The following is a 26,097-nucleotide window of genomic DNA, read 5'->3' on the forward strand; positions in this document are numbered from 1 at the left end:
CAACAAAATACCTGTCTCGTTACCTCGGGTGGAAAAGGTTTCTTAAAACTCAACTCTTCTCAGAGGAGGCTTTTTTAGATCAAGTTTCTATACATTGGGTAGAGCAACACTTAATTTGAACAGCGCCTTTCAACCTCATTGGGTTTATCGTGGATTGAAAATCGACTAATTATCGTTGCACAGGCTTCATTCATCCCTATGATATTCACCAGCGTTCCTCGTTTTCTAAATTGAATAACGACTTTATCAAGCGCTGCAACTGCACATATGTCCCAAAAATGAGCATGAGACAAATCAATCGTCACTGAGTCCAACGGCTCAAGGGTATTGAATGACATTGTAAACTCGTTGGCTGATGCGAAGAACACTTGCCCTTTCACTGTATAAGTTCGTTCTGAGATACCTTTGTTCAATACACTGCCAACACGCATCAAGTCCCCAATTTTTTGCACAAAGAACAAGGTTGCCAATACTATACCTGCCAATACCCCAATGGCTAAATTATGGGTTAATACTACAACCAATACAGTTGAGAGCATAACGATATTACTCTGAAAAGGATGCTCTTTAATTTTCCTTAAAGATCCCCATGAAAAAGTACTGATAGCAACCATAGTCATCACAGCCACTAGTGCAGCCATGGGAATAAGAGACAGCCAGTCACCCAGAAACACGACCATCATCAACAGAAAAATACCTGCAGAAAAACAGGACAGTCTGTTACGACCACCGGATTTGTAGTTGACAACTGACTGCCCGATCATGGCACAGCCTGCCATCCCACCCAGAAATCCTGATATCACATTAGCAATGCCCTGCCCTTTACACTCACGATCCTTGTTACTGAATGACTGATCCAGGTCATCCACGATCCTGGCGGTCATCAAAGACTCCAGAAGACCCACCGTAGCCAAAGCAAGGGAATAAGGAAATATGACCAATAAAGTATGAACATTCAGAGGGACTTCAGGCCATAAAAAAACAGGTAGCGTCTCTGGCAACTTTCCCATATCCCCAACCGTCCGAACTTCAAGCCCCAGCATAACCGAGAGAACGGTCAGTGTGATAATGCAGACCAATGGGGAAGGAACTGATTTTCCCAAATAAGGAATCTCAGGAAAGAGATAAATAATAGCCAGCCCTGTCAAGGTAAGGGCATACACATGCCAGGTCACATTCATTAATTCCGGCAATTGGGCCAGAAAAATAAGAATCGCCAGCGCATTAACAAACCCGGTAATCACAGAGCTTGAAACAAAGCGCATCAAATTTCCAAGCCGTAAATACCCAGCCGCCATTTGCAGTATACCCGTTAATATAGTTGCAGCCAGCAAGTATTGGAGCCCATGTTCTTTAACCAGGGTCATCATTAGCAATGCCATTGCCCCTGTAGCACCGGATATCATTCCAGGCCGACCTCCCATGACAGCAATAACGACACAAATACAGAATGAAGAATAAAGGCCAACCTTCGGATCAACCCCGGCAATGATTGAAAAGGATATTGCTTCAGGCACCAGTGCAAGTGCAACCACAATCCCTGCCAGCAACTCCGTTTTAATGTTTGAAATAGACACTTCTTTCCAATGGACAAACATGAATAAACGCCAGAAATAATGCCATACACACAGGTTCACTGTCGTACAGCGTATTGAAAACGGCAGCTACTATCTGCCTTCGAGCTTATAAATTAAATTGGCAAGGGGAAATCATACAGTCATTGCAAAGGCAGCGACTTTTAGAGGGTTGCCAGGAATTTGAGAGTTGGCGGGTAAAATTTAAGGTGGAGTGACGATCATATATTCCTCATTCTATATGCGGTGCGTAATATATAGAGTATTCACGAAAATGCAACCGGTAATCGAACCATTAATCATCACTTCATATGGCACTGGAAACCGGAACGCTCCGCCCCCCTCTTACCAGGAAATCCACACACCGAAATCATAGTCTCAGAACAGGTTCACCATTCCCCTATATTGCTCAGGGTTTATCTGAACCAATCATTAGCTCATGAGGCACCTGAGGACGACTGAAAAAACGGAAGTAAAGGCTATTTCTTATGATGTCGATACCTGACCGGTAACCTGCCCCATAAGGATCAAGCTTATAAATATGAATAACATTCTCCACTCAAGGGGCTCAATAGAGAAAATTAATCCCCTCTATAGCAAGAAACTCCCTCCAGGGTTCTATTCAAGGCGCTTACAGTACTCTAGTATGTGCCTTAATAAAACGCTTTGAACCGCTCTGCATAACATCGAACTCTGAGGGATTGCTGCATGCTGCTTGTCGTCTCACCGGCCAAAACCCTGGACTATGATACTCCAGCTAATACCTCGACCTTTTCCCAACCGGATTTTCTTGAGGAATCGGAGCTTCTTATTCGGGAACTGCGCCAGTTAAGCCCGGCCGATATTGGCCGTCTGATGAGCATCAGTGACAAGCTGGCCCAACTGAATGCCGCCCGCTTTGAAGCCTGGGGCCGCCCCTTCTCCCCGGAAAATGCCAAGCAGTCGGTACTGGCCTTTAAGGGCGATGTTTATACCGGGCTGGACGCCGAGTCCCTGTCGGAGCAACAGCTGGCTTTTGCCCAGCAGCACCTTCGCATTCTTTCCGGGCTCTATGGTCTGTTAAGGCCCCTTGATCTGATGCAGGCCTACCGGCTGGAGATGGGTACCCGCTTTGCCAACCAGCGAGGCAAAGATCTGTACCAGTTCTGGGGCGACCGAATTACCGATAAGTTGAATGAAGAGATGGAGACTCTGGGCAGTGATGTTCTGGTCAATCTGGCTTCCAATGAGTACTTCAAAGCAGTCAATACGAGCAAACTTAAAGGGCGCATTGTGACCCCCGTTTTCAAGGACTGGAAAGGGGATAAATACAAAATCATCAGTTTCTATGCCAAAAAAGCCAGGGGGTTAATGTGTCGTTATGCCATCGATAACAACATCACTTCCGTGGAGAAACTGAAAGGGTTTGATTACGAGGGGTACGACTTTAACCAGGCCATGTCTTCAGAAAATGAGTGGGTTTTCACTCGAAAAGTTTAAGCTTAACCAAGGCTTTCCCAGTCCTGCCTGATTTCTCCAAAGGCTTGACTGGGGTTTCTCTTAATTTCTAATGAATCACTTAATCATCCATTTTGACAGCTCCAAGAACCTGGCACAAATCAACCTCTTCCTTATGAGCTTTAACCTTATCGAATGCGCTTTCATTGTCCACAATATAAGCAACCAATTTAGAGTTGCCAGTAATCATTTCAAACAAAGGCCGATTTGATTCCATCAGTGCCGGCAATTGAGTAATTGCCCTCTGCCTTATTGTCAGCTTCTCCGGGGTAACATCCTTGTAGATATCAACAGAATCCTCAAGAAATGTCCTGATGGACTCATAGTCTTGCTTAACCACCGCTTTCTGGGCATGCTTGCCCTTGCGAATCCCTGCATCCCTTGAAATATCAATAACCTGTGAACGATGATCAGGTCTCAATGCTTTTGCAAACCGCATGACAAACCTCCTTATTAAGCCTAAGACCTGCCATTTTATCAACGGACAACCCATTTTGTGATTAGACCATTGTCCAAAGCCCGGCAGTACACTCAATCCCCAGCCGCAATCAGTTCAAGCTCCCGTTTACGAGTATAGAGAAACCGGATCATGTCATAGGTAAATGGAGAAAGAAAATCATCATAGGTGAATTGAATTTCATAGCGGTAATTAATGCCATAAACGGCAAACAATGCCGGGTCAGAAAACGTTTTGTCAGGTATCCCAAGAAAGTCAATTCGATCTTCCACCCACAGTTCCCCTACCATGCCGGAGGCATCCCTCAAGTTATAGGGCCCCAATACCGGAATCATCAGATAAGGCCCAGCCCCCATTCCATAGTAAGCCAGAGTCATTCCCAGATCATTCCGCCGATATTTCAACCCCGCCCGTTCAGCAGGATCAAACACCCCCAGCAAACCAAAAGTGGTGTTCAGCAACAACCGGCTGCCCGAGGTCAGCGCCGCTTCCCCTTTGAATTGAGCAATATTATTCAGGGTATTGGGAACATCCTTGATGTTCTGGAAAAAATTGGCGATCCCCTGTCGGATAAATGTGGGAGTCACGGCTTCATATAGGTTCATCAGAGGCTTTAGAAAATATCGGTCCAAACGAACATTAAAACGAAATAAAAGACGATTTAATGGCTCAAACGGATCATAAACGTCCATAAACGTCAGTCGTCCTACAATATCGGGAGGGGGATGACCCGGTTCCTTTTCATGAAAGGTCAGATGATCCAAGGGGTTAGAATAGGGAATACGATCTTCTACCGCCCCACTTGCCAGACTGACAAACAGCAGGCATAAGAACAGATAAACCCTACGCATCGGGGAACCGCCCGGTTTTCATAAAGCTCATCATATCGCCAACATTGGTTCTGAATTGCAGGTTGCCCATATGCCCTCCCAATGGGTAAATTCTTGCCCTGGAACCAAAGGTGTCATAGAGGAAAGTCAGCCCTTTCTGGTCGAGAATAATGTCATTGGCATTATGCATGACCCCAATTTTTTCAGTTCTTGACAGCCAGCGCCTGAGCACTGTCAGGCTGTTTTCGGACAATGCCTGGTCTGCGCTGGTAAAACCCGTTTGATGACCTGCATTCTTCCGATTCAGAAAAGGCAGCAACATCTTTTTCAGGTAGCGATTAAAACTGAAATGCATGGCTGACCTGAGGTAAGGCGTTCGGCTATCCGTATCCTTGATACGGAACCCCCGGGGGACAATCAGCCCCGACTGCGTCATCACATCGCTGGTAAACACCATAGACGCCACCGAAAAACGAAAAGCCATCCCAATCAACAACGCCAGCTCATCGTCACTGAGCCCCTTCCCTTCCCTCTGAATATCCAGCAAAAGGCTCTGGTCAAGATCCATACTCTTGTGAACCCGGAAATAGTTGGCCAGCTTGCTGAAGAAATGCTCAAACAATGAGGAGGAGTCCTCTACCCCGGGCACCCTGGCCAACATCAGGCGATCCAGGTTATCCACGGACGTTTTTAAATAGACAGGGGGATTCAAAAGCAGAATACGCTCAAAACCGATTTTCCGCTGCCTGTCATCCTGAAAGCCCACAAAGGCAGCATCCAGGGCGCCAAGGCTATAACCGGTCAGGCTGTAACCGGAAATCAACAGCGGCCTGAAGCGCCGGATTCGTTCGAGACTTGCCTGCATCAGCCGGTAGAGATCCCCGGCGTCTTTTCTGGAGATCCCCGGACGATGGGTTTCGGAGGTGTTGACAATGAAATCAAAACTGGTGGGAGAAGAGAGCTGCACCACATGATAACCGGCCCGATAATAGACGGTTTTCAGATACTCAACCTTACTGGCATCGTATCGGGCCCCGGTTCCGGCAATAATAAAAACCAACGGGGCCTTAGCGTCTTGCCAGGCCAGTTTGAAGGCAGCACGTTCCACCCCTGAAAACAGATTTGGAACCCCTTGTGACTCTCGAGGAGGCTGGGGAGAGGGTTGAACCTCCAGAACCGTTTCCAGAATACGTCCCTTGCCAAGATCCGCCTGAAAATCACTGGGGGTTCCGGCAACCGTAGCAAGAAAAGCACTTTTGATGGGATACTGATAACCAGCAACAGAGACCGGCGCTACCAGCAGAAACAGCGCCCTGATCAGCCACACTCGAAAAGCAACCATCCTGAGGAGCCCGCCTGCCTTATAAACCTTCAAGTGTTCAAATGTAGACTGGCAGGCAGAACTGTGCCGGACGTTTTTTCAAGTAAACCGTGCCGACATAGACAACACCGGTTTTCTCTTCAGGGTACGGGGTCCCACGCAGAGCATGGGAACCAGGGCTTTGGCTACAAACTCCCTGATTACTTCAACATAGCCGGAGAATCCACCCGGAAATACACTGTCCAGCTGTCCCGGAAAGCCCCTCCGGTATTGACCTTTTTCAGGGAGCCCCGAACCTCCCCACCCAGCATGTAGCGGGTTTCTTCCCCACGGTTTTCAAGGGTTTCCTGCTGAATAAGCCAGTCACTTTGACTTCCGGGTACAGAACTTCCTGACAGGTTATCCCCCAGGCACTGATTAATGAAATCACCGGCATCCTGATAAATTCCATGGGCCGTTTCCTGGTCAGGAAAAACCTTGCTACAGACATAACTGAACTTGTCAGACCACTGCCATATCTGACAGCTGCCTTCAATCAACTGATAACGACTTTGCCAGAAAGTCACTTTTTTCTGATAGTCCGGCTTCTGGCGAAGGGACTGAAAACCACTACCACTCTCAGTAAAAATCATTTCCAGCCGTTTGCAGGAGGCGCTGTCTCTGTCCACAGCAGACGTCTTGGCTGAATGTGCAGCCGACTTTCCCTCTCCCGCGTCTTTCTCTAAAGAAGCACAACCGGTCAGGGCAACAGAGGCCCATAGCAAAAGAAAAGCGCCTATTCGGCCAGAGTTGGGTTGCCAGGGCATCAGTCCTCTCCTTATTGATGTGAAAGCGTCACGCTTTCCAGGTTCGTTCACCCTTCTTATAGTACTGGATGGGCAGCTTTATCCGCTAATATTGTGTAGTCGCTCATGGCTGTTTCGGATAAACCTGAGCCTGTTGTTATAAGCGGGGATGGGAACGGACAGGCAAAAAAATACCGGCACATACCCGATGTGCCGGTATCTTATCACACTGCTCTTTCCGAGCAGCAGCGCTTTTCCAGCCGCTGCGCTGAAAGCGCTTAGAAGCGGTAGTTCAGCTGCAGGCCCAGGATATGGGAGCTGCTTTTGTAGTTACCGGTCAGGAAGCCATAGCTTGGGTCCGCAGGAGTATCCGCTCCACTGTGCTTGCCTTCATTAATGGAACCATTCTGCAGCTTCACATACGCATAAGCAAAGTCAACACTAAGGTTTTCCGACGCCTTCCAGTTAGCTCCCAGAGTAAACCAGTTACGGTTGGCATCCGGTGTCCGGGCGGTCCGGTTTTCATCAGTCACTGGTGACTGATCAAACATATAACCCCCTCGCAGCAACCACTGGTCGTTCAGCTGATAAGAGGTACCCAGCGACAGTGCCCAGGTATCTTTCCAGTTCATGGGAACGTAAGAACCGAACATGGGGTTATTGGTGGTAACATTAAACTCCTGGAACCGGCTCCAGCGGGTCCATGTCGCATCCGCCATCACCGTCCACTGTGCATCCATTTTGTGCGTCACACTGACCATAACCTTTTCAGGCATGGTGATCTCAAGCTCCGCAGGCAACGTTGTGTTAAAACTTGGCAGTGTTGCGTTTTCCAGAATGAAGTCACCTTCCAGCTTGAAATCCAGCTTGGAATGGTAAGACATACCCAGGGTCGTTGCTTCAGAAGCGTTCCATACGGCACCAATATTCCAGCCAAAGGTATTATCATCACCCTCAATCCTGGCGTCAGCCTGGTTAACACCAATAGGCAGCCAGGTCTTCTGAGTCAGTTCGCCTTTCGCATGGGAACCAATCAGACCAAAACCAACGGAAACGTCATCATTGAATTTGTAAGACAAGGTACCCTGCAGGTTCATAACCTGGACACTGGTTTTATCGGCAAAATACTGGCCAGCCCAGCCATCGTCATAATCCAGCTCAATACCAAAGGGCGCATAGCCGCTCAGACCAAAGCTCCACTTATCATTGATGGGCATAACAAAATGGCCAAAGGGAACAACTGACGTTTTCTGAAAATCTTCTGTGGTGCTTGGGCCATTAGGGTTAAGAGAGTACTCCCCCTCAAACTTCCCACCTTCAAGAATCAGATCCGCACCGACAGAAACCTGGGAGCCTTCAACAAAGCTGATAGCTGCCGGGTTGGAAGCTGCCACAGAAGCATCAATGGCGTTGGAAGCACGTCCGGCAAAACCGGTACCCAGATAGCTGGCAGAGTGTTCATTGATGCCGTAACCTGCGGCCTGAACAAAAGAGACCTGGGACGCCAGGGCGACCGCGGAAGCAAGAAGAACCTTGCGGTTGAGCTGAAACTTCATAATACCCTCAAACCTGTTGTGTTTCTGATGGTTGGCTCATCAGAAGAAGCAGGCTCTATGGCCTGCTCTTATAGAAATCGGGAGGGATAATACAGAGGGGTTTTAGAGCTTTCTGTTATATTTTTGTTTCTATATTTCATAAAAACGACATTTTTTATATACATTTATTTTCATCCACAGGCTCCATTGCTAGCAACAGTAACTTCTCCAGAGAGCGGCGGGCCTGAAACCGGCAAAAACCATCTCGTTACATAAAGATACATTTTGCAATTCCGGTCTGCTGTCATGAACTGAAGCCTGACTCAATGGCTCAGTATCTGACCAAGAAACTGTCGGGTTCGCTCCGAACGGGGCTGGCTGAAAAAGGTTTCCGGAGGGGCCTGTTCGATGATCTGCCCTTCATCCATAAAAATCACCCGGTCCGCTACGGTGCGGGCAAAGCCCATCTCATGGGTGACACAGAGCATGGTCATGCCCTCTTTTGCCAGCTCGATCATGACATCCAGCACTTCCTTGATCATTTCCGGATCCAGGGCTGACGTGGGTTCATCAAACAGCATCACTTCCGGGTTCATACAGAGACTCCGGGCAATGGCGACCCGTTGCTGCTGTCCACCGGACAACTGACCGGGGTATTTATCCGCCTGATCGGGAATACGCACCCGTTCCAGATACTCCATCGCCGTTTTTTCAGCGGCTTTCCTGGACTGCTTCCGTACCCAGATCGGTGCCAGTGTGCAGTTTTCCAGAATCGTCAGGTGCGGAAACAGATTGAACTGCTGAAACACCATCCCCACTTCCCGGCGGATGGTTTCAATGTTTTTCAAGTCATTGGTCAGGCGGGTGCCGTCGACGATAATGCTGCCCTCCTGGTGCTCCTCAAGACAGTTAATGCAGCGGATCAGCGTAGACTTCCCGGAACCGGAAGGGCCACAGATCACGATTTTTTCCCCTTTACCCACTCTCAGGTTGATATCCCGAAGCACATGAAACTGGCCATACCATTTATTCAGGCCACTGATGTCAATCAGTGTGTCCTGAGGTTGATCCCTCACCGCTTTCTCTTTCTGTTGCTCGCTCTTTTGATCATTAGAGCCCTGACGTTTGGCTTTTTCCCTGGCCGGAGAGGCTTCCAGAAGTTCTTCCATCTTTTTTCTCCGCTCAATGCCCTTGTTGTAATTGTTGTTCGAGCCGCTGGCTGTAACGGGACATACCAAAACAGAATACCCAGAAGACAAAACCGGCAAACAGGTAGCCTTCAATGGAATTCCCCAGCCAGGCTGGATCGTTGAGGCCAGCCTGAACAATGGCCAGCAGATCAAAAAGACCAATCACCAGCACCAGACTGGTGTCTTTGAACAGGGCGATAAAGGTGTTCACGATCCCGGGAATCACCAGCCGCATGGCTTGGGGGAGAATAATCAGCATCACCCCCTGCCAGTAACTCAGCCCAAGGCTGTTAAACGCCTCAAACTGGCCTTTGGGAATGGCCTGCAACCCACCTCTCACCACTTCCGCCATATAGGCCGACTGGAACAGAATAATGCCAATCAACGCCCTCAGCAGTTTGTCGAACACCACTTCTTCCGGAACAAAAAGAGGCAGCATGACCGATGCCATAAACAGCACCGTAATCAGAGGAACCCCTCGCCAGAGCTCAATGTAAGCCGTTGACAGTGTCCGGATCACCGGCATTTTTGAACGACGCCCCAGGGCCAGCAAAACACCGAAGGGTAACGAGGCGATCATTCCGCACAACGCCAGCAGCAAGGTCAACATCATTCCCCCCCACTGATGAGTTTCCACTCTTGTCAAACCGCCCGTTAAACCGAAGACACCACCATACAGCAACCACCAAGAGACAAAGGGCAGCAGAACCAGGCCATAGCCCAATACCCACTTTTTCCCCGGTGCCTGTTTAACCGACAGCCAGACAATAATCATCGCCAGCTGGACAAAAAACAGGTTGGCCCGCCAGTGTTCTTCCTCCGGATAAAAGCCGTAAACAAACTGATCCAGCCGGGCCGTTACAAACGCCCAGCAGGCACCCTGACGATCACAGGCACTGCTGTCCGCTCCAGACCAGGTGGCTTCCACCAGCCCCCATTGAATCAACGGCGGAATGGCCAGAAAAAGGCCATAGCCAATGAACAGCGTGACTGCGGCATTGAAGGGTGACGAGAACAGATTGCCCTTCATCCACCCCAGCGCTCCCGTCTCAAGCCGGGGAGGCTCCCGGGCAGAAATCATTGCCACTTCGTTATCAATCATGAGTCAGCCCCTATCGCTCAATTCTTTATCGCTCAATTCTTTATCGCTCAATTCTTTATCGCTCAACTCTTTATCGCTCAATAAGAGCCATACGACGGTTGTACAGATTCATCAGCAATGAAACACTGAGGCTGATGGTGAGATAAACGGCCATGGTCATGGCAATCACTTCCACCGCCTGGCCGGTCTGGTTCAGAGTGGTGCCGGCAAAGACATTGACCAGGTCGGGGTAGCCAATGGCCGTTGCCAGAGATGAGTTCTTGGCCAGGTTCAGATACTGGTTGGTAAGGGGGGGAATGATGACTCTCATGGCCTGGGGTATCACCACCAGCGACAAAACCTTCCCCGGTTTCAGCCCCAGGGAGGCCGCCGCTTCCTTCTGGCCTTTATTCACCGATTCAATACCGGCCCGGACCACTTCCGCAATAAATGCTGCCGTGTAGATGGTCAACGCCAGCAACAACGCTCCCAGCTCAGGAATAATGGCAATGCCCCCCCGGAAGTTGAAGCCACGTAGCTCCGGCAACTCAAAGGTCAGGGAGGCACCGGAAAACCACCAGGCCACTGCGGGAATGCCCAACAGCAACCCTCCCCACAAGAGTGCACCCATTATCCAGGATGCGCCAGAAAAGCCTTCGCCAAAAAAGCCCTCTCCGGTCTCTACTCTTCGCCTCTGATTAAGGCGCCGGACCATAAGCGCTGCGCCAATGGCAAACAATACACCCAGCAGAAAAGGCCAAGCGCCTTCCATCAGGGGTCGGGGTAAAAACAGTCCCCTGAGATTCAGAAATATCGAGTCACCCAGAGCAAGGCTCTGCCGGGGATGAGGGAGGGCAGCCAGCACTGCGAAGTACCAGAAAAAAATCTGCAGCAATAAAGGAATATTACGAAAGGTTTCAACGAATACCGTGGCCAGCCTGGCCAGCAGCCAGTTGGATGACAGTCTGGCAATGCCCACCATAAACCCGAGCACAGTGGCCAGCACAATCCCCAGGACCGATACCAGCAGCGTGTTCAATATGCCAACGACAAAGGTTTTGCCATAACTGTGGGATTCATCGTACTCCACCAGGGATTGGAGAATCCCAAACCCGGCTTCCTGAGAGAGAAACCCGAACCCGGTGCTGATTCCCCGGTGCTCAAGGTTATTCATGGTGTTGTTGAATACCCAGATCCCCAGGCTCAGCACGATGAGGACCACGGCAGCCTGCATAATCAGTGCTCGCCAGGAGGCGTTGCGCCATAATCGGATGAATGGCCTGATCAATAGATAGCCACACCGGGATGACCCCGTTTCACCGGGGGAAGTCGGAAGGGCAGGCTGGCTCAGTGCCTGCTTCTGATTGTTATAGGTCATGAAAGAAGTCCGTTAACAGCCTGCTGATCCTTCAGAAATTCAATAGCATCCTTTATACCCAGGCAAAGCCGGGTATAAAGGTTATTCACAGACAAATGCCCATAGCGAAAGAAAAGAATCAACGGAAAGGAGGCGCGTACAGAATACCACCGTCATTCCAGAGCGCATTCAGACCACGCTCAATCTTCAAAGGTGACTCGGAGCCCACGTTGCGGGTGAAGACCTCTTCATAGTTCCCCACCTGCTCAATCACACGCAGAGACCACTGGTCATCCAGCTTCAGCCCCTTACCTTTAGGGCCATCCACCCCCAGCAAACGACGGACATTGGGGTCTTTGGAGTCTTTCTTTTTACTGATATTGCCAGAGTTGAGCCCCAGCTCCTCACCATTGATCATGGCCGCAAGCGTCCACTTCACAATATTGAACCACTGGTCATCCCCCTGACGAACCACTGGTCCCAGGGGTTCCTTGGAGATCACTTCCGGCAGAACCACGGCAGAGTCAGGCTTCGACAACCGCGTGCGCAAGGCATACAGTTGGGACTGGTCCGACGTCAGCACATCACAGCGCCCCGTATCAAACCCTTTGGCAGTACCGTCGGAGGTATCAAACACCACTGGCTGGTACTTCATCTTATTGGCCCGGAAATAATCCGCCAGGTTCAACTCACTGGTGGTACCGGACTGAATGCAGATAGAAGCACCGTCCAACTCTGTGGCACTCTTGACTCCCAGTTCCTTTTTCACCATAAAGCCCTGGCCATCATAATAAGAAACGCCAGTGAAGTTCAGGCCAAGGGAACCATCCCGGGTTAATGTCCAGGTGGTGTTGCGGGACAGCACATCAATTTCGCCCGACTGCAGTGCAGTAAAGCGCTCTTTGGCAGTCAGGGGAATGAATTTGACTTTACTGGCGTCTTTCAAGGTGGCGGCAGCCACCGCCCGGCATACATCCACATCCAGGCCGCTCCACTGCCCCTTGTCATCCGGGTTACTGAACCCTGGGACACCAGTACTCACCCCACATGAGATGTAGCCACGCTCCTTCACCGACTCCAGGGTCGCCGAGGCGCTGGCCAGCTGGGCAAAACCCGCTGTTACGAATGCACCCAGTACCGCAGCGGTTTTCACAGTTTTCAGCATGAGAAACCATCCTTCCTGTTGTTATTTTTTATCCTCTGAAGCCAGCCTTTCCCATCCGGAAACTATCCGCCAGAAAAGAATGACTTTCATGACTCATGGCTTGTTACACAGATGTCTGATGTCCTCTGATATCGATTGCTTCAAAAAACAGCCACAGAAAATCTGTGTTAACCAACCTTACCTGCATGGTTTACCGCTAGCAAGCATCAAGCCAGGCATTCACCTTCCCACCCTATTGGTAAAGGATTTTGGCCCCTCAATCGTTGGATTTCATTCAACCCAGGAGCCTGACCGAGAATCGCACCCGTCGTGAGAAAGGCGGAAAATTGAAGATACAAATGCGGTTTTGCGAGGCGGATTCCCATAGGGTCCAAAGGGCCTAAAGGCATAAATAGCCAGCTATTTAACGAGTAAAAACGCATTTTTAGATCAACTGGATCCTCAGGTATCCTGCCCAGGATTCAGGCATTCCGGAAACTCCAGAGATTCAATCCTGCTTTCACCCAGCGGGATTTTGATCTACTCATGGGGCGTGGTCAGTGGAAAACCAAGCCCACTGGAGTAAACAACTGAACGACAGCGGCCTGGGCATCGTTTACCCAGTCTATTGATATTCCTGAGATGCACCAGTAGATTACGGGCTATTGACGTTTAATGCTGGCCCGTTACCCCCTGCGGGGTTCAAGAGTGGAGGTGCGGGAGGTGCCAGGAGCAGCAGGGCTCTATCACAGCACCATTTATTTAAGACCCCACTACAGCGTCGACCACCTGGTGTCGGAACTGCGGCTGACCACGGAGTTGGCGGCGATTAAGAATAATTAACAAGCAATAATCTATTAGAGACAAGGAGTCAAAATGTCGGTACTCAATCAACCCCTGGTACGGCTGTTAACCAGTGAGCAGGGGCGGGCGCTTTATGCGACCCAAAAAGCGAAGATGTCCTTTGATGACCTTACCAGACGAGGTCAAACCAACTACTGGGCTAATCTGATTGTTCGAGAGATTAAACGACTTCGATCCGGTAAGTTCTCAAGTGACTATGTTTATATCTCCACTTCAAGGTCCATGGGCGATGAAGTCTTCAAGCTAAACCTGCCGGGCTGCTGTGTCACGGTGCATCCGGTGAGTTATTACGGAGTCATAGACAATGGCTATGTGATCACGGATATTCAGGTGGATAATGCCTATGAACAACAGCGGCGGGTGGTTAAGACACCTCAACTAATGCGTGCTCATACTATTGGCCAAAGCTGGGCGGCTGTAGAGCCTGAAAAAGGTCAGGCTCGGAGCCTTGATTCAAAGAGGGAAGCCAATCACTGGGTATTGGTTGGCATTAATGGTTCCGGAGCCAGTGATGATAAAGAACAAAAAGCCCATGAGCGAGTGGCTGCTATCGTTGCGGACCATATTGACCATGTGGAGCAAGTGGGTAAAGGCCGGGTTTATCAGTCAGGATACAATCTGTTTTATACGCCTTCCGGCGGCTATTTTAATGGAATGCGTGCTTTAAAAGCCGCTATGCAACCACAGAGCGCAAAAACAAACCGCGAGGCAGCGTTTTTGCTGGCTGACGTAATGCGCCAAGCCGCCAGAAACCCCAACATGCAGGTACGCTGGGTTACAGAGAAAAACGGTTCAGCCATTTTAACTCAAGCTATGCGTATTCTTCGGGATCGGGGTGTACGAGTGGGTGAAAAACATACCTTGTTTCTGAGTAGCCCTACCTCCAGCCTGGATGCAGCCTATCAACTGGCAAAAGGTCTGGGCATGTCCTTTGATGGTGCATTCTACAACAGCAACGCACTGAATGTTGTAGAACAGGTGGGAACTGGAATATCCTTTTGTGCAACGGTCAGTAATGCGCTGCAGCGCTGTCGTAATCCTCTGGATACTTTCACACTGTCTGATGGTGTTAAACAAGTGTCATCTTCATGGGGCGCCAATAAGAGCATGGTAGGTTATGTCGGTGCCGTTACGGCAGCCGCTGGCACCTTAGCCGCATTGGGGACTGGCCCCGCTGGCCTAGTGACCGCACTAGCCTCCAAGTCAGCTATGGCGGCACTATCCGGTGCAGCTGGATTAGCTGTGAATAACTCTCCCTTTGCCAAAGGCTATCACACGGGAACCTTTGGGCACGTGGGCAATACATTGAGCCGAAAATTCGGTTAATAGAATTCCCACAGAAGGATGACTACGTTGTTTGAAATTTTTTCTATCTCGAAGCCTTATACCCCCAAACTGCCCGACTTTGACCGGGTGGCGCGGGAGGTAATTATGGATGTGTCGGGTATTCGAATTTCCATTCGGCTACCCAAACATAAACCAGACTACTCAAAAGAAACTGTCCCAACCGAAAAGTACGACCTTCACGATTTGAACCGCTATGATAAGTATGAGTGTGATTGGCCCTGCCTGACACTCCTAAGTCGAGCTTGGAAAGTCAATGGTCCGCCCCTTCATAAGCATATAGGAGAGTTGCATTTTTTTTGTGGCATTCACTATTATGATCAAGGCGATTCACATAACTCACTGTTTGATTGCCGGGTACTTGAACAAGCCGTATTAACCTCAGTTAAAGCAAAATGGGGGGGGGAGAATATCTTTTACCATGGATTGCAACGGAATGTTGCACCTGTCAATTGGAGAGCTATAGATGCTGGGGGACAGGGAGGTATTCAATTCGAGATACATCGCAGCCATGGTTCAATCCGTTATCTAGAAGTCTGCTGCCCTCTTACTAATAACCACTTTTTTTATATCAGTATGAAGGACTATTCCATCGGTTACAGGGATGGCAATGAACCATCACTCATAGACAGCGCCCCCATCGACCATTTTTTTGATCAGATTCTCGCCAGTATTTCCATCGAACTCTCCGAGGTGGCCCAGGCCCAGAAGGATATTGTCAATGCCCGGCTGCCGGACCAGCGGTTTACGCCTTATCGCCCGCCTGAAAAGTGGTCCACCCAAGAGCAGGATAAAGAGTATGCGGAGCATGTAGGGTGGGAGAGTCGAATGAAAAAACTTATGGAGTATACCAACGAAACCTTTGATCCTGAAGAATGGACGGAAGCAGAAGAGTGGCAGACCAATTACAGAAAAGAAATCAACCAGAAAAGCGCCGAAAACCATGATGAGTGGTTCAAGGGGGTTCTGGAGGAATCCGGTAACCAGCTTCATATTGACTACCTCTATGGCAGCAAGGACAAACCCTAGAGGCTGTTGATGTTTTGTTGTAAGTGCAGCGGTTCGTAAAGCGGCCGATGTTCTCAGGAACAGCCCCAAACCATTTTGATTCAATGTTCCGATTTCTCAGAAACAGCTTTTATCATCAAGCCGGTGCCGCAGGAGGAGTGGGTGGAGCAATCCCCGTTTCCACTCCTCAGGTTCAGCCAGAGACACCGGTAGGCAGGGGGAAACTCGGCCGACACGATATTGCATCAGCCCCCCATGCCAAGCCTCAGCTTTCTAACCTCGCCCCGGCCTCCGGGTCAGGCAAACCAGTAACATCAAGACCTGCCAGCCAGAGTCCCGCCCAACCAACCCCTGGGCTGAAAACCGACAACCTGGGCACGCTCAGCCAGAAAGAGTTACAGGCAAAAGAAACAAAACTGCTGGGACAGGCTGATCAGCTACTGAAAGAACGGGAAGACAAGCGGGTTGTGGACCTCTCCCTCAGCTCTCTGAAGCAATCCACCCAACAGGTGAAAACCTCTGATGATATCTATAAGTCTCTCAAAAACCTGAAAGTCCCTTCAGACCTCAAGGTCACCATTGCCCTGAAATCTGAAGGCAACAAGCCCATTTCCCTGATCCCACCCGGAAAAGAGCTTCAGGGGCGGGATGATCTGGAAAAACTGTTTACCATGGCCACAGAGCTGCTGGAAAAGCACGATGCGGAAACCTTCAGCAATTTCAGTGCAGAGCGAACCGAAGAGCAGCTGTCCGGTATCAAATCTGACCTGGGTAAAGTCGGTGACCAAATTGAAAACAAAGGGGGAAATACCAGCTGGAAAGAACAGTACAAAAAGCTGGAGGAACGTCCGTCAATGGTTTCTGTTTTTGCCTCGGACAGCGACCTGACCTGCTCAGCGCCCCCCAACTCATCAGTCAACATCTTTCTGGATGACCTTAATGGCACCGGTTCGGTCAAAACCTCTGGCAACAACGGGCAGGACGATGAGTCCGGTTATGGTTCCGATGATCATTCTGATTTGGTCAGCAACAGAAAAGGGTCACAGGACGACGATATTTTTGCAGTCCAGAATGACATCATTCGCCCGGAACCTGACTATGATCTGGACCTGCCAGATGACGACGATCTTATCACCCAAACTGATGAGGATTCCCCCAGGGTCAACGACGAGGATGATGACCTGATTTCCGAAACCGGTGGTGATGATACGGATGACACAACCGTTTCAAAAACAAAAACCGGCGATAGCAACCCCACTGGCCAGGAGATCAACCCCGGTGATAACGATAACAGGGGTGATAAAACCGGAGAGGATGGGGGCGATTCAACGGATAACGATGAAAACCGGACAGGTGACGGTGATAACACACCCACTGGCAGGACAACAAAGTCTGGGACAGAGGCTCCCGGAAACGACGAAAACGGGGGGGATCAAAACGATAACAGTGGCGGAAAAACCGGTGATAATCAAGGTGATGGCACGGGTGGCGGCTCTGGTGGAGATAAAGGCCCACTTCTGAATGCGGCTCTGAACCGGCAAGGGTCAGGAGATGGGGGACAGGACAACTCAGACATTCGCAGGCGCGTCGTTGAGAGACAGAGAAACACCGTTGACTTTGGGACACCAGACTTCACCAAAGTAGAGAGTAAAATTGATAACAGAACCAGAAAAACAACCCCCAGAAAAAAAGTCGACCTGAACGACCGTGTAAGACAGGACCTTGATAAAGCCATCCAAAAAGGCAAGAAAAAAACAGACCGGTTGCAAAAAACCAACCAAGATACCGGGGAGATTCGAGAGCAAGCCCCACAAAAAACAACAGCGGATAACAGTAACAATGCCACCAGCAAACTCAATACTAGAAGCAGCCGAACCGGGTCAAGGGAGCAAGTAAACCTTGCACACCGAGTCAGACAAGATATTGCAAAAGCCGCCCAAAAAGGTCAGAAGAAGACTTCCCAGTTGCAAAACAACACCTCAGATACTGCTGGAACTGAAAGGTCTGCTCTGCAGAAAGACTCACCAGGCAATAGAAAAAAAACCACCAGTAAAATCAACTCCAGGGGCTCACAAACCAAAGCCAGAAGCCCAGTTAACCTGGAAGAGCGGGTCAAACAGGATCTTGATAAAGCCACCCTGAAAGGTAAAGCAAAAACCGCTTCCCTCCAGGACGGTACCTCTGGCACTGTAAATGATGAAGGAAAAACCCGACAGAACACCGCACCCAATAACAGAAGCAATACCTCGAGTAAAACCAACACCCGGGGGACACAAACCAAAGCCAGAGGCCCGGTTAACCTGGAAGAGCGGGTCAAACAGGATCTTGATAAAGCCACCCTGAAAGGTAAAACAAAAACCGCTCAAGCCGCAAATAACAACTCAAGCACGCCAGGAAGTAAAAGGAATAGCCGAAAAAAAACAGCGCCGGATAACAATGCCACCGCCAGTAAAATCAATACCAGGGGAACCAAAAGCCAGTCCAGAGAACCGGTCAACCTTGATGAGCGGGTAAGACAAGACCTCGATGAAGCCGCAGAAAAGGGACGACTAAAGAAACGCTGAAGCAGTACATAATGCATCCAGAATCGTCAGGAAGTCTATGGTAGAATCCTGACTTTTCAACACGTCGACCAGCGAATCATCCCCCAATGCCCCAGAGAATCAGTGAACATTACAAAGCCATTATTGAGTCCGTGGGTGAAGATATCCATCGTGATGGCCTGAAAGACACCCCGCTGCGGGCCGCCAAGGCCATGCAGTACCTGACCCGGGGGTACAACCAGAGCCTGGAAGAGATCGTCAATGAAGCGGTGTTTGAATCGGACATCAGTGAAATGGTGGTCATCAAGGACATAGAGCTGTACTCCATGTGCGAGCACCATATGCTGCCCTTTATCGGCAAATGCCATATCGGCTACCTGCCCAATGGCAAAGTACTCGGGCTTTCCAAGTTTGCCCGTATTGTGGACATGTATGCCCGTCGCCTGCAGATTCAGGAAAACATGACCAAACAGATTGCCGACGCGATTATGGAAGTGACGGGAGCCAAAGGCGTCGCCGTTGTGATTGAAGCGCAGCACATGTGCATGATGATGAGAGGGGTGGAAAAGCAGAACTCGTCCATGACCTCTTCCGTAATGAGGGGGCTGATGAAAGACAACCAGCCCACCCGGGAAGAGTTTCTTCAGTTTATTCGCTGATGGCTTTTCCTTGAGCTAAGGCTCCCCAACGGCTCAGGGCTGTTTATTGGCCCAAGGCTAATACTGAGACCGGCCGATCCCGTTAGAAACGGAAGCGGCCGCTGAGCACCTCAAAGACTATCAGCTCCAGTCCAGAATCACCTTGCCAGACTGGCCAGACCCCATGATTTCAAAGCCCTGCTGGAACTTATCCACCGGTAGACTGTGGGTGATCACTGGAGAGATATCCAGGCCGGACTGCAACATGCTGGTCATCTTGTACCAGGTCTCATACATTTCACGACCATAGATGCCTTTGATCACCAGCCCTTTGAAAATCACCTGATTCCAGTCAATGACCGTATCACTGGCCGGAATCCCCAGCAGGGAAATCTTGCCGCCGTGGTTCATGTTCTCAAGCATCTGCTCAAAAGCACGACCATTGCCGGACATTTCCAGGCCCACATCAAAGCCTTCCACCATCCCCAGATCACTCATCACCCGGGTTAAGTCGGTATTGGCAACATTGACGGCACTGGTGGCCCCCATCTTGCGCGCCAGATCCAGCCGGTAGTCATTGACATCAGTAATCACAACATTGCGGGCACCCACATGGCGACAAATGGCAACGGCCATAATGCCAATGGGTCCGGCACCGGTAATCAGAACATCCTCACCCACCAGATCAAACGACAGTGCTGTATGAACGGCATTGCCGAAAGGGTCAAAAATCGAAGCCAGGTCGTCACTGATATCATCAGGAATCGGAAACGCATTCACCGCCGGAATCGCCAGGTACTCAGCAAACGCACCGTCACGATTAACGCCCACCCCCACGGTAAAATTACAGAGATGGCGACGACCAGCACGACAGTTACGGCAATGTCCACAAGTGATATGGCCTTCTCCAGAAACCCGCTGGCCCAGCTCAAAGCCACGGACACCTTCGCCCATATCCACCACTTCACCCACAAACTCATGTCCAACATGCATGCCCACCGGGATGGTATTCTGTGACCACTCATCCCAGTTGAAGATGTGCATGTCGGTACCACAGATCGCCGTCTTCCGGATCTTGATCAGCACATCGTTATAACCGACCTCGGGCATGGGCCGATCGACCATCCAGATGCCCGGTTCCGCTTTGGTTTTTGCTAATGTTTTCACGGTTCTGGTTTTCCTTAAGCTGTCACTTTACGCGATCACACCCAGTTCACGCCCCACTTTGGCAAACGCCTCAATGGCCCGATCCAGATGCTCCTGGCTGTGAGCGGCGGACATCTGGGTACGGATCCGTGCCTGCCCCTTGGGAACCACCGGGAAGGAGAAGCCAACCACATAGATACCTTCTTCCAGCATACGCTCGGCAAATCGCCCGGCCAGTGTGGCATCACCCAGCATCACCGGCACAATGGGATGATCAGCGCCCGCCAGGGTAAAGCCCAGTTCCGTCATCCGGTTACGGAAGTATTCGGCATTGTCGCGGACTTTCTGACGGAGCTCGCCACCGGCCTGGAGCATATCCAGCACCTTGATGGAAGCGGCAGCAATGGTCGGAGTCAGGGTGTTGGAGAAAAGGTAAGGGCGGGAACGATTCCGTAACCAGTCCACCATTTCTTTTTTACCGGAAGTGTAGCCACCGGAAGCCCCGCCAAGCGCCTTGCCCAGAGTACCAGTGATAATATCCACCCGATCCTGAACACCGCAAAACTCAGGCGTACCCGCTCCGGTCTCGCCAATAAAACCAACGGCATGGGAATCGTCCACCATCACCAGGGCACCGTACTGGTCAGCCAGGTCGCACACCCCTTTCAGGTTGGCAATCACGCCGTCCATGGAGAACACCCCATCGGTGGCAATCAGCTTGGTTTTAGCGCCCGCTGCATCCGCCTCTTTCAGCTTCGCTTCCAGGTCCGCCATATCATTGTTGGCGTAACGGAAGCGCTTGGCCTTACACAAGCGAACCCCGTCGATGATGCTGGCATGGTTCAGGGCATCACTGATGATGGCATCCTCTGGCCCCAGCAGGGTTTCAAACAGCCCCGCATTGGCATCAAAACAGGAGGAGTAAAGAATGGTGTCTTCCATGCCCAGGAAACGGGAGATCCTTTCTTCCAGCGCTTTGTGCACCGTCTGGGTTCCGCAGATAAAGCGCACCGAGGCCATGCCATAGCCATAGTCATCCAATGCTTCTTTACCCGCCTCAATCAATTCCGGAGCATTGGCCAGCCCCAGATAGTTATTGGCACAGAAATTCAGTACCTGCTCACCGGTAGTGACCTTGATATCGGCCTGCTGCTGTGAGCTGATCACCCGCTCGCTTTTATACAGGCCTTCCTGTTTCAGTTCGTCCAGCTGCCTGCGCAGACCCGCGTAAAAATCGGCCTTCATTATGACTCCTGTTGTAAACAACTGCTTTTGGCAGCTGTTTCTGGTAGCTACTTTTGGTAACGACTTTTAGTAAAAAAAGTGGATGTCGAGTTGTTGTTTCAAGTAAGGGATTGTAGAAGATGCTCACAATAGTGAATCAGTAACGCGCACCATTGAACAGGCATTTGTACGTATTATCGACAAATCCTGAACTTTTCCTGATATTTATCAATGGCGGGCTTATCAGCTCGACGGAGTGCTTCAGTACTGGGCGGCCGGATAGGAGAACAGCAGGAAGTGTGAGGCGTTCAACAGCCAGTGGCTGAGAACCGCCATTTCCAAAGAGCCGGTGCGATGGTAAACCCAGCCATAAAAAGCACTGCACAGTATAACCAGCGCTACATAAAGAGCACCTCCGGGATAATGCCCGATGCCATGGATCAAAGCGGGCACCATAATGGCCACCATTACCCCGACCCCATTGCCGGGAAGATATCTGGACAACATCCCCTGAAAGAAGCCCCGGAAAAAAGCCTCTTCTGTCAGAGACGTCAGCAGCAGATTGTTTACCAGAAACCAGGCCGTCAGCTCAGGCCAGCCCGGTTGCCAGCGGACAAACCCCGAAGCCATGGCGATGGGAAAAACCAGCACCAGCATCAGCCCGATGGGTAGCAGGGATTTCAAAAAGGCACAGTGCCATTGCTCTCTGGTCTGAAGCAGTGAAACATGAAGCGGCTTCTTTGGCCCCATCAGAAACAGCAAAACCCCCAGAGCGATCCAGGGTTTATCACTGTTTATATAAAGGGTATAGGGAATGGATGCAGGCTTAACGGCTTGCTGGTCCCAGATCAGAGGGTTATGAAAACCGGGCACCCAATGCAGCATAAAGGCCACAGATACAGCAAAAAACAGCAGAGATGGAAGCAGGCTCTTCAAGAAGTGAGACTGAACCTTTGACAGCCACCAGCATGCCACCAACAGCAGAGCGATAAAAGGCAAGGCCTGGACCTGAATCACGCCATAGGTCAGACCAAAGATCAGGGACAGAGAGGCAAAAAGGCCGGTCAGATAACGGGGCAGACACCAGCAGCAGACCAGGGCCAACATCAGGGAGAGCGGAACGATCAGTTGAACGGTTAGAGTCATCAACGATTCACTTCCTGTCAGCAGTGCTTTTTAACCTATTGAAAATAGCGTCTTTATCTTTCCGATGAAAGACGCTGCGACACTATCTTTAGTGCCAAGGTTACTGGCCTTGGCAACTATAGTGAATTTCAGGCAAGGTTTTCAAAAAAACACTCACTGACCGCTGTGCCTGCCCATTTTTTACTCTATGAGCAAAGTGTTAAGCACCGTGTCCACCTCTTCAATGGAAGAAATGAAGATTTCTCCTGACCTTCTGTGTTGACTGCCTACCAACAGCACCACCAGTTCGGCCTTTACCAGGGCTTCCAGTTTGGACTCCCAACCCACTTCCTCACCGCTTACTACCACTGGATAAAAGCCACGGTCAAACAGTTGCCGTTCCACCACAGCTGCCAGTTGGCCCGTGACATTGAACACATTGCCTTTCTGCCCCAGGCGCTGCTGGCGCTCTTTTCCAGACAATGGCTTCCAGTCCCCGGTGGACTCCCTTTCCCCTTTCACCATACCCGCGCCAACCGTAGCATTGGTGAGCCGGTCAATCACAATAAAGGCACCGGTCTGGCGATTATTCTGATAAGGGTCCACAGGAATCGCCTGGTTCAACACCAGACGACACTGCCCAATCTCATTCAGCGCCAACTGTTCGGCCTTATGGTGCTCGAGATTATTGATATCCACACGGTGATCTATCGATGCAAAGCTGCCTGTGTTTTGCAGAGCTGAGAATTTCACTCGATAGAGCCGACCCGGTGCCATGGGCTGCTCTGCCATCCAGACCAGATCCACGGTCAGCTCGCGGGATACCTTGATATCCGCCCCCTCATGAACCAGCATATCCCCACGGCTGATATCAATCTCATCGGTCAATGTCAGGGTAACCGCCCGGCCAGCAGAGACTTCCGACAGAGACCCATCATAGGTGACCACTTCCTGAACCCGACTGGTCTGCCCGGAAGGCAGCACTTTGACGGCATCTCCGGGCTTCACCCGACCGGAAGCAATGGTTCCGGAAAAGCCTCTGAAGTCCAGGTTGGGACGATTGACATACTGAACCGGAAAACGGAAATCATCCAGATTTCGGTCCCGGGCCACCTCAACACTCTCCAGCAATTCCATCAACGTGCGGTCGCGGTACCAGGGCATCCGGGAGCTTCGATGCACAACATTGTCCCCCTCCAGAGCGGATAGGGGGACAAACTGGACATCCCCAAGACTCAGGGGTTCCGAAAAATCCAGATACTGATTACGGATGGTCTCAAAGCGCTCCTGGCTGAAGTCCACCAGATCCATCTTGTTGATGGCCACGACAATGTGCCGGATTCCCAGCAGGCTGGCGATATAGGTATGCCGACGGGTCTGGGTCAACACCCCCTGGCGGGCATCAATCAGGATAATGGCCAGGTCACAGGTGGAGGCTCCAGTGGCCATATTCCGGGTGTACTGCTCATGGCCCGGTGTATCGGCAATAATGTACTTGCGTTTTTCTGTGGAAAAATAGCGATAGGCGACATCAATGGTAATTCCCTGCTCCCGCTCCGCCTGCAAACCGTCCACCAGCAGGGCCAGATCGATCTTTTCCCCCTGGGTGCCCACCCGTTTGCTGTCGTTTTCCACCGCCGCCAGCTGATCTTCATAAATCATACTGGTGTCGTGCAACAATCGACCAATCAGGGTGCTCTTGCCATCATCAACACTGCCGCAGGTGAGGAATCGGAGCAGCTCTTTCTGTTCATGGCGACGCAGATACTCTTCAATATCTTCTGCAATCAGTTCCGACTGGTGTGACATCAGAAATACCCCTCCTGCTTTTTCTTTTCCATGGAACCGGCGCTGTCATGGTCAATCACCCGCCCCTGCCGCTCTGAAGTCCGGGTCAGGAGCATCTCCTGTATCACTTCCGTCAGGGTGTCTGCCTCAGACTCCACGGCACCGGTCAACGGATAGCAGCCCAGTGTCCGGAATCGCACCTTTCGCATCCTGGGAACCTCTCCGGGCTCCAGGGGCATCCGGTCATCATCCACCATAATCAGGTTGCCATCACGCTCCACCACCGGGCGTTCTTTGGAGAGATAAAGGGGCACTATGGGAATGTTTTCCAGATGGATGTATTGCCAGATATCCAGCTCTGTCCAGTTGGACAGGGGAAAGACCCGGATACTTTCCCCTTTCTCAACCTGGCTGTTATAGATATTCCACAACTCCGGTCGCTGGTTTTTAGGGTCCCAGCGATGACTTTTATCCCGGAACGAGTAAACCCGCTCCTTGGATCTGGAGCGTTCCTCATCCCGGCGGGCGCCACCAAAAGCGGCATCGAACCCGTACTGATCCAGCGCTTGTTTCAAGGCCTGGGTTTTCATCACATCGGTGTGTCTGGCACTGCCATGGGTAAACGGGCCAACGCCCTGCTCAACACCCTCCGGGTTTGTGTGAACCAGCAGTTCAAGCCCCAGTTCCTTCACCCGCTGGTCACGGAACTCAATCATTTCACGGAATTTCCACGTGGTGTCCACATGAAGGAGAGGGAAAGGAGGTTTACCGGGATAAAACGCCTTCATGGCCAGATGCAGCATCACGGCAGAATCCTTGCCAATGGAATACAGCATCACCGGATGATCAAACTCGGCGGCCACTTCCCGGATAATATGGATGCTTTCTGCTTCCAGCTGTTTCAAGTGATTAAAGTGCTGATCCGACTGGACGGTTTCCGACGCAGCCTGTTCTGGCCAGGTCTGTTCTGATATGGAGAGTTCTGAACTGTTTCTGCCTGACATAGCTTTCCCAACCCGAAGCGCGATGAAGAATAGGCGATGGTTGGAAGTCTATCAGCCATAAAGGAATAATAATCAAAACATCTATATTGTTTTTATATATAAATATGCTCTTGAAAATCGGCTCCGATGAACCTGTCCGGCAACTATATTTCTGCTGAGCAAATGCCCAACGCGCAAGAACACCCCCTGACGAAAAAAAGCCGTCTACCCTTTATCTCTCATTTAACCTATGGAGCAGGATCATGCTAAAGCGAATACGTGATTTAAAAAGTATCAAAAGCCTGTTGATGCAAGGCCTGCAAAACACCTCGCTACTCCTTTGTCTTTTACTGGCGAGCCTGTCTGATCATTTGTGGGCTGTAAATGTCAATTGTATAAATTGCCAGACATCGTTTGAAGCAACCGTGGTAGAAGGCAGTGGCATGGTTCAATGCCCTAATTGCCAATTTTATATAAAGCCACCAGAAGAAACGGCAACCGCTGAAGCAGCCACCAACACCACCAAGCCACCCCATCAGGGCAAAAACATGATCAAGAATCAATCAGCCCAAGCACTTTCATCATATAGTCTTCATCCCAGCCACAGGTTTTACGTTTGTTCTTGATACCAGCCTTCACTGAAGTATCAAGCTTGAGAAGGTT

Annotated in this window: 21 protein-coding genes; 6 read left to right on the plus strand and 15 right to left on the minus strand. The window is 50.5% G+C overall.

Features of this window, described 5'->3' with window-relative positions:
- Positions 1 to 110 precede the first annotated feature (110 nt).
- A complete protein-coding gene (locus ACNRUY_RS19845) occupies positions 111 to 1,598 on the minus strand; it encodes a SulP family inorganic anion transporter (protein WP_488113396.1) in 1,488 nt (495 codons plus the stop codon).
- 684 nt (positions 1,599 to 2,282) lie between these two features.
- Here ACNRUY_RS19845 and yaaA point away from each other — a divergent pair.
- Positions 2,283 to 3,053 carry a peroxide stress protein YaaA gene (yaaA, locus tag ACNRUY_RS19850; RefSeq protein WP_488113397.1) on the plus strand — a complete coding sequence of 257 codons (771 nt, stop codon included), beginning with the start codon at positions 2,283 to 2,285 and terminating at the stop codon, positions 3,051 to 3,053.
- Positions 3,054 to 3,132: 79 nt separating this feature from the next.
- On the opposite strand, the gene ACNRUY_RS19855 is transcribed toward yaaA, so the two are convergent.
- The 9 genes from ACNRUY_RS19855 to ACNRUY_RS19895 form a co-directional block, all read right to left on the minus strand.
- Positions 3,133 to 3,510 (minus strand): hypothetical protein, encoded by a 378-nt coding sequence (locus ACNRUY_RS19855; RefSeq protein ID WP_488113398.1) that lies wholly within the window; start codon positions 3,508 to 3,510, stop codon positions 3,133 to 3,135.
- 92 nt (positions 3,511 to 3,602) lie between these two features.
- Entirely contained in the window at positions 3,603 to 4,379 is a 777-nt protein-coding gene (locus ACNRUY_RS19860) for an MlaA family lipoprotein (protein ID WP_488113399.1), read from the minus strand.
- The gene (locus tag ACNRUY_RS19865) at positions 4,372 to 5,700 is read right to left on the minus strand and encodes a hypothetical protein (RefSeq protein WP_488113400.1); all 1,329 of its coding nucleotides are present in this window, start codon (positions 5,698 to 5,700) and stop codon (positions 4,372 to 4,374) included. The genes ACNRUY_RS19860 and ACNRUY_RS19865 overlap by 8 nt, the downstream gene beginning before the upstream one ends.
- Before the next feature lie 179 nt (positions 5,701 to 5,879).
- Positions 5,880 to 6,485: a hypothetical protein gene (locus ACNRUY_RS19870; protein WP_488113401.1), complete on the minus strand. Its 606-nt coding sequence runs from the start codon at positions 6,483 to 6,485 to the stop codon at positions 5,880 to 5,882.
- 257 nt (positions 6,486 to 6,742) lie between these two features.
- Positions 6,743 to 8,020 carry an OmpP1/FadL family transporter gene (locus tag ACNRUY_RS19875; protein WP_488113402.1) on the minus strand — a complete coding sequence of 426 codons (1,278 nt, stop codon included), beginning with the start codon at positions 8,018 to 8,020 and terminating at the stop codon, positions 6,743 to 6,745.
- A gap of 302 nt (positions 8,021 to 8,322) precedes the next feature.
- Complete coding sequence (locus ACNRUY_RS19880) at positions 8,323 to 9,168, minus strand: amino acid ABC transporter ATP-binding protein (protein WP_488113403.1); 846 nt, start codon at positions 9,166 to 9,168, stop codon at positions 8,323 to 8,325.
- Between the two features lie 13 nt (positions 9,169 to 9,181).
- Positions 9,182 to 10,291 carry an amino acid ABC transporter permease gene (locus tag ACNRUY_RS19885; RefSeq protein WP_488113404.1) on the minus strand — a complete coding sequence of 370 codons (1,110 nt, stop codon included), beginning with the start codon at positions 10,289 to 10,291 and terminating at the stop codon, positions 9,182 to 9,184.
- Between the two features lie 70 nt (positions 10,292 to 10,361).
- The gene (locus ACNRUY_RS19890; RefSeq protein ID WP_488113416.1) at positions 10,362 to 11,504 is read right to left on the minus strand and encodes an amino acid ABC transporter permease; all 1,143 of its coding nucleotides are present in this window, start codon (positions 11,502 to 11,504) and stop codon (positions 10,362 to 10,364) included.
- A 262-nt stretch (positions 11,505 to 11,766) separates the two neighbouring features.
- A complete protein-coding gene (locus tag ACNRUY_RS19895; RefSeq protein ID WP_488113405.1) occupies positions 11,767 to 12,792 on the minus strand; it encodes an amino acid ABC transporter substrate-binding protein in 1,026 nt (341 codons plus the stop codon).
- Positions 12,793 to 13,446: 654 nt separating this feature from the next.
- On the opposite strand from ACNRUY_RS19895, the gene ACNRUY_RS19900 reads away from it, so the two are divergent.
- The 5 genes from ACNRUY_RS19900 to folE all read left to right on the plus strand — a co-directional run bounded on the left by ACNRUY_RS19900 (position 13,447) and on the right by folE (position 19,189).
- A complete protein-coding gene (locus ACNRUY_RS19900; RefSeq protein WP_488113406.1) occupies positions 13,447 to 13,614 on the plus strand; it encodes a hypothetical protein in 168 nt (55 codons plus the stop codon).
- A 33-nt stretch (positions 13,615 to 13,647) separates the two neighbouring features.
- Positions 13,648 to 14,961, plus strand: coding sequence for a polysaccharide deacetylase family protein (locus ACNRUY_RS19905; protein ID WP_488113407.1), 1,314 nt, complete (start codon positions 13,648 to 13,650; stop codon positions 14,959 to 14,961).
- 594 nt (positions 14,962 to 15,555) lie between these two features.
- Positions 15,556 to 16,008, plus strand: a complete 453-nt coding sequence (locus ACNRUY_RS19910) for a hypothetical protein (RefSeq protein ID WP_488113408.1) — start codon at positions 15,556 to 15,558, stop codon at positions 16,006 to 16,008.
- A 137-nt stretch (positions 16,009 to 16,145) separates the two neighbouring features.
- The gene (locus tag ACNRUY_RS19915; protein ID WP_488113409.1) at positions 16,146 to 18,551 is read left to right on the plus strand and encodes a hypothetical protein; all 2,406 of its coding nucleotides are present in this window, start codon (positions 16,146 to 16,148) and stop codon (positions 18,549 to 18,551) included.
- 86 nt (positions 18,552 to 18,637) lie between these two features.
- The gene (folE, locus tag ACNRUY_RS19920) at positions 18,638 to 19,189 is read left to right on the plus strand and encodes a GTP cyclohydrolase I FolE (protein WP_488113410.1); all 552 of its coding nucleotides are present in this window, start codon (positions 18,638 to 18,640) and stop codon (positions 19,187 to 19,189) included.
- Between the two features lie 120 nt (positions 19,190 to 19,309).
- On the opposite strand, the gene tdh is transcribed toward folE, so the two are convergent.
- From tdh to cysD, 5 genes are all read right to left on the minus strand, one after another.
- On the minus strand, positions 19,310 to 20,335 hold the full coding sequence (gene tdh, locus ACNRUY_RS19925) for an L-threonine 3-dehydrogenase (RefSeq protein ID WP_488113411.1): 1,026 nt from the start codon (positions 20,333 to 20,335) through the stop codon (positions 19,310 to 19,312).
- A 27-nt stretch (positions 20,336 to 20,362) separates the two neighbouring features.
- Positions 20,363 to 21,559 (minus strand): glycine C-acetyltransferase, encoded by a 1,197-nt coding sequence (locus tag ACNRUY_RS19930; RefSeq protein ID WP_488113412.1) that lies wholly within the window; start codon positions 21,557 to 21,559, stop codon positions 20,363 to 20,365.
- Positions 21,560 to 21,799: 240 nt separating this feature from the next.
- Positions 21,800 to 22,684 carry a CPBP family intramembrane glutamic endopeptidase gene (locus tag ACNRUY_RS19935; protein ID WP_488113413.1) on the minus strand — a complete coding sequence of 295 codons (885 nt, stop codon included), beginning with the start codon at positions 22,682 to 22,684 and terminating at the stop codon, positions 21,800 to 21,802.
- Positions 22,685 to 22,864: 180 nt separating this feature from the next.
- Complete coding sequence (gene cysN / locus ACNRUY_RS19940; RefSeq protein WP_488113414.1) at positions 22,865 to 24,472, minus strand: sulfate adenylyltransferase subunit CysN; 1,608 nt, start codon at positions 24,470 to 24,472, stop codon at positions 22,865 to 22,867.
- Complete coding sequence (gene cysD / locus ACNRUY_RS19945) at positions 24,472 to 25,455, minus strand: sulfate adenylyltransferase subunit CysD (protein ID WP_488113415.1); 984 nt, start codon at positions 25,453 to 25,455, stop codon at positions 24,472 to 24,474. Before cysD ends, cysN begins: the two co-directional genes overlap by 1 nt.
- Between the last annotated feature and the right edge of the window lie 642 nt (positions 25,456 to 26,097).

Source organism: Endozoicomonas sp. Z74 (assembly GCF_057680865.1).

What these genes read in the sequence shown, in the direction of transcription:
- cysN (WP_488113414.1), bottom strand. Translation starts at nt 24,472, where the DNA reads ATGTCACACCAGTCGGAACTGATTGCAGAAGATATTGAAGAGTATCTG.
- ACNRUY_RS19880 (WP_488113403.1), bottom strand. Translation starts at nt 9,168, where the DNA reads ATGGAAGAACTTCTGGAAGCCTCTCCGGCCAGGGAAAAAGCCAAACGT.
- ACNRUY_RS19910 (WP_488113408.1), top strand. Translation starts at nt 15,556, where the DNA reads ATGAAGGACTATTCCATCGGTTACAGGGATGGCAATGAACCATCACTC.
- folE (WP_488113410.1), top strand. Translation starts at nt 18,638, where the DNA reads ATGCCCCAGAGAATCAGTGAACATTACAAAGCCATTATTGAGTCCGTG.
- ACNRUY_RS19875 (WP_488113402.1), bottom strand. Translation starts at nt 8,020, where the DNA reads ATGAAGTTTCAGCTCAACCGCAAGGTTCTTCTTGCTTCCGCGGTCGCC.
- ACNRUY_RS19935 (WP_488113413.1), bottom strand. Translation starts at nt 22,684, where the DNA reads ATGACTCTAACCGTTCAACTGATCGTTCCGCTCTCCCTGATGTTGGCC.
- ACNRUY_RS19890 (WP_488113416.1), bottom strand. Translation starts at nt 11,504, where the DNA reads ATGCAGGCTGCCGTGGTCCTCATCGTGCTGAGCCTGGGGATCTGGGTA.
- ACNRUY_RS19895 (WP_488113405.1), bottom strand. Translation starts at nt 12,792, where the DNA reads ATGCTGAAAACTGTGAAAACCGCTGCGGTACTGGGTGCATTCGTAACA.
- ACNRUY_RS19885 (WP_488113404.1), bottom strand. Translation starts at nt 10,291, where the DNA reads ATGATTGATAACGAAGTGGCAATGATTTCTGCCCGGGAGCCTCCCCGG.
- ACNRUY_RS19860 (WP_488113399.1), bottom strand. Translation starts at nt 4,379, where the DNA reads ATGCGTAGGGTTTATCTGTTCTTATGCCTGCTGTTTGTCAGTCTGGCA.
- ACNRUY_RS19930 (WP_488113412.1), bottom strand. Translation starts at nt 21,559, where the DNA reads ATGAAGGCCGATTTTTACGCGGGTCTGCGCAGGCAGCTGGACGAACTG.
- ACNRUY_RS19905 (WP_488113407.1), top strand. Translation starts at nt 13,648, where the DNA reads ATGTCGGTACTCAATCAACCCCTGGTACGGCTGTTAACCAGTGAGCAG.
- yaaA (WP_488113397.1), top strand. Translation starts at nt 2,283, where the DNA reads ATGCTGCTTGTCGTCTCACCGGCCAAAACCCTGGACTATGATACTCCA.
- cysD (WP_488113415.1), bottom strand. Translation starts at nt 25,455, where the DNA reads ATGTCAGGCAGAAACAGTTCAGAACTCTCCATATCAGAACAGACCTGG.
- ACNRUY_RS19870 (WP_488113401.1), bottom strand. Translation starts at nt 6,485, where the DNA reads ATGCCCTGGCAACCCAACTCTGGCCGAATAGGCGCTTTTCTTTTGCTA.
- ACNRUY_RS19900 (WP_488113406.1), top strand. Translation starts at nt 13,447, where the DNA reads ATGCTGGCCCGTTACCCCCTGCGGGGTTCAAGAGTGGAGGTGCGGGAG.
- ACNRUY_RS19845 (WP_488113396.1), bottom strand. Translation starts at nt 1,598, where the DNA reads ATGTTTGTCCATTGGAAAGAAGTGTCTATTTCAAACATTAAAACGGAG.
- ACNRUY_RS19865 (WP_488113400.1), bottom strand. Translation starts at nt 5,700, where the DNA reads ATGGTTGCTTTTCGAGTGTGGCTGATCAGGGCGCTGTTTCTGCTGGTA.
- ACNRUY_RS19855 (WP_488113398.1), bottom strand. Translation starts at nt 3,510, where the DNA reads ATGCGGTTTGCAAAAGCATTGAGACCTGATCATCGTTCACAGGTTATT.